Genomic DNA, 2268 nt, shown 5'->3' with positions numbered 1-2268 from the left:
GCAGGATCTGGTCGGCGGGCGTACCCGCCGCGATGCTCCCGCGCACAATCGCGCCCGCCATATTGCCCGCACCGATGAAGCCGTACACCGTCATGCCCCCAGGGTAGTGCCCCGGCGGGCAGCTCGGGCCGCGCAGCGTCCCGACCCCGGGGTAGCCTCACGGCGTGCCCCAGCCATTGCCACCGTTACCCGGCCACCCCGCTCCGGGGCGTGCCGCATCGCCAGCGGGCGGGCGGCGCCCACTGCTCGTGGTCGGCGCCGCACTTGCCGAGGAGGTGTATGCCGTCCCCGCCGTGCCGCGGCCCGGGGGACACGTGTGGCTGCGCCACATCGCCTCCGCCGTGGGCGGGTCGGCCCTCAACGTGCTGCGCATGCTGGTTCGCCTGGGGTACGCCCCCACGGCGGCGCTGACGGTGGGCACCGGGACGGCGGCCGCGCGTGTCCAGGCCGAACTGACGGCGCTGGGCACCCCCAGCCTCCTGCCCGCCCATGGGCAGGACAACGGTGTCTGCCACACACTGGTCACCCCCGACGGGGAACGCACCTTCTTGACCGTGCCCGGCTGCGAGATGGATTGGTCGCCGGCGCAGCTGGCGGCACTTGCGGTGCCGGCGGACGCCGTCGTCTACGTATCCGGTTTCCAACTCCTGGCCGCCGGCGGGCAGCTGGCGCAGTGGGCCGCTTCCCTGAGCGACGACGTGGCCCTCGTCCTCGACCCCGGGGCCCGCCTAGGGGAACTCGCGGAGCTGCCAGAGTGGGCAGCGGTGCGGGAGCGCTGCGACGTCCTCACCATCAACGAGCAGGAGGCGACCGCGCTGCTGGTAGCCGAGGAGGACGGTGAGTCCTGCCATGCGGATGCGGGCAGCCTGGAGGCTCGCCTGAGCACCTGGGCGGGGCGCCACCGCTGCGACGTGGTCCTGCGGCAGGGCTCGCGGGGCGCCACCTGGCTGGCGGCTGATGGCGCCGCACCCGTGCACGCGCCTGCCGTGCCCGTGCGCGTGGTGGACACCGACGGCGCCGGTGACGCCCACACCGCCGGAATCATGGCCGCGCTCGCGGACGGCTTCGATGCGGCTCACGCCCTCGAGCTGGCAGGACGGGCTGCGGCCGTCGTCGTCGCCGTGGCAGGGCCGGCTGGCTACGATTGACCCCGGTCCGGTGTCGGTCCCCTCGCGCCGGTGCCGCCGCCGACACGAGTCGAGAGGATTGCGAACAATGAACCACACCGCCGCACCGTCCGCTCCCCGCCGCGCGCTCGTGACCGGCGCCTCCACGGGAATCGGCGAGGCTACCGTGAGACTCTTGCGCGCTCACCATTGGGACGTCGTCGCCACGGCGCGTCGCACCGAACGGCTTGCCGCTCTGGCGGAGCAGACCGGCTGCACCTGGGTTGCCGCCGATCTGCAGTCACAGGCCGACGTCGACCGCCTCGCCGCCGAGGTCCTTGCCGACGGCCCGGTTGACGCCATCGTCAATAACGCCGGTGGGGCCCTGGGCGCCGATCCCGTCGCCGACGGCAGCGTGGAGGAATGGTCCACCATGTACGAGCGCAATGCCCTGGCCGCACTGCGGGTCACCCAGGCCTTCCTGCCCGGCCTGCGTCAGCGCGGCGGAGACCTGGTCTTCCTCACTTCCACCGCCGCGCACGACACCTATCCCGGCGGCGCGGGCTACGTGGCCGCTAAGCATGCGGAACGGGTGATCGCCAATACGCTGCGCCTGGAACTCGTCGGCGAGCCGGTGCGCGTCATCGAAATCGCCCCGGGCATGGTGGCCACCGCGGAGTTTTCGATGAACCGGTTCCATGGCGACAGTGAGCGTGCCAAGGCGGTTTATGCCGGCGTCGCGGAGCCGCTGGTAGCCGAGGACATCGCCGAATGCATTGTGTGGACGCTTGAACGCCCCGCCCACGTCAACATCGACTCCCTTATCGTCCGCCCCCGCGCCCAGGCCTCCAACACGGTGGTCGCGCGTAGCTGAGATCATAGATTCCAACGGTGCAGGCCGGTGCAGGCAGCGTGGCTCGGTGCGGCCCGGTGCGGCCCGGTGCAGGGCAGCGCAGGGCGGCGCAGTGTCACCGAAACCGGCACTAATGACGTGCCGAAACCGGCACTAATGACGTACCGAGACCGGCACAAGTGACGTGCCGAGACCGGCACAAGTGACGTGCCGAGACCGGGCGAAGTTGCTGAGGGCCGGCTAAGTCTTAGCGAGCCGCTCAGGTTTCCTGGGGGCATAGACCTGGTCATGCGGCAACCATCCTGACCG

Annotated in this window: 3 protein-coding genes; 2 read left to right on the top strand and 1 reads right to left on the bottom strand. The window is 71.4% G+C overall.

The genetic code is table 11. From position 1 onward, the window contains the following. Positions 1 to 94: NAD(P)-binding domain-containing protein (locus tag RWX45_RS05745; RefSeq protein ID WP_316022810.1), on the bottom strand; the 94-nt coding region annotated here is incomplete at its 3' end. A gap of 70 nt (positions 95 to 164) precedes the next feature. Between RWX45_RS05745 and RWX45_RS05740 the strand changes: the two genes are divergently transcribed. Together RWX45_RS05740 and RWX45_RS05735 are read left to right on the top strand one after the other, a co-directional pair. Beyond that, positions 165 to 1148, top strand: a complete 984-nt coding sequence (locus RWX45_RS05740; RefSeq protein ID WP_316022809.1) for a PfkB family carbohydrate kinase — start codon at positions 165 to 167, stop codon at positions 1146 to 1148. A 67-nt stretch (positions 1149 to 1215) separates the two neighbouring features. Beyond that, the gene (locus tag RWX45_RS05735; protein WP_316022808.1) at positions 1216 to 1980 is read left to right on the top strand and encodes an SDR family NAD(P)-dependent oxidoreductase; all 765 of its coding nucleotides are present in this window, start codon (positions 1216 to 1218) and stop codon (positions 1978 to 1980) included. The last annotated feature ends 288 nt before the right edge of the window (positions 1981 to 2268 follow it).

Source organism: Actinomyces sp. MRS3W (genome assembly GCF_032465695.1).
In the GTDB taxonomy this organism is placed as follows: Bacteria; Actinomycetota; Actinomycetes; order Actinomycetales; family Actinomycetaceae; genus Actinomyces.
The sequence above is the reverse complement of the archived record's forward strand: the minus strand, read 5'-3'. Positions and strand labels throughout refer to the sequence as shown.

Coding starts and splice junctions, on each gene's coding strand:
- RWX45_RS05735 (WP_316022808.1), top strand. CDS start 1,216: ATGAACCACACCGCCGCACCGTCCGCTCCCCGCCGCGCGCTCGTGACC.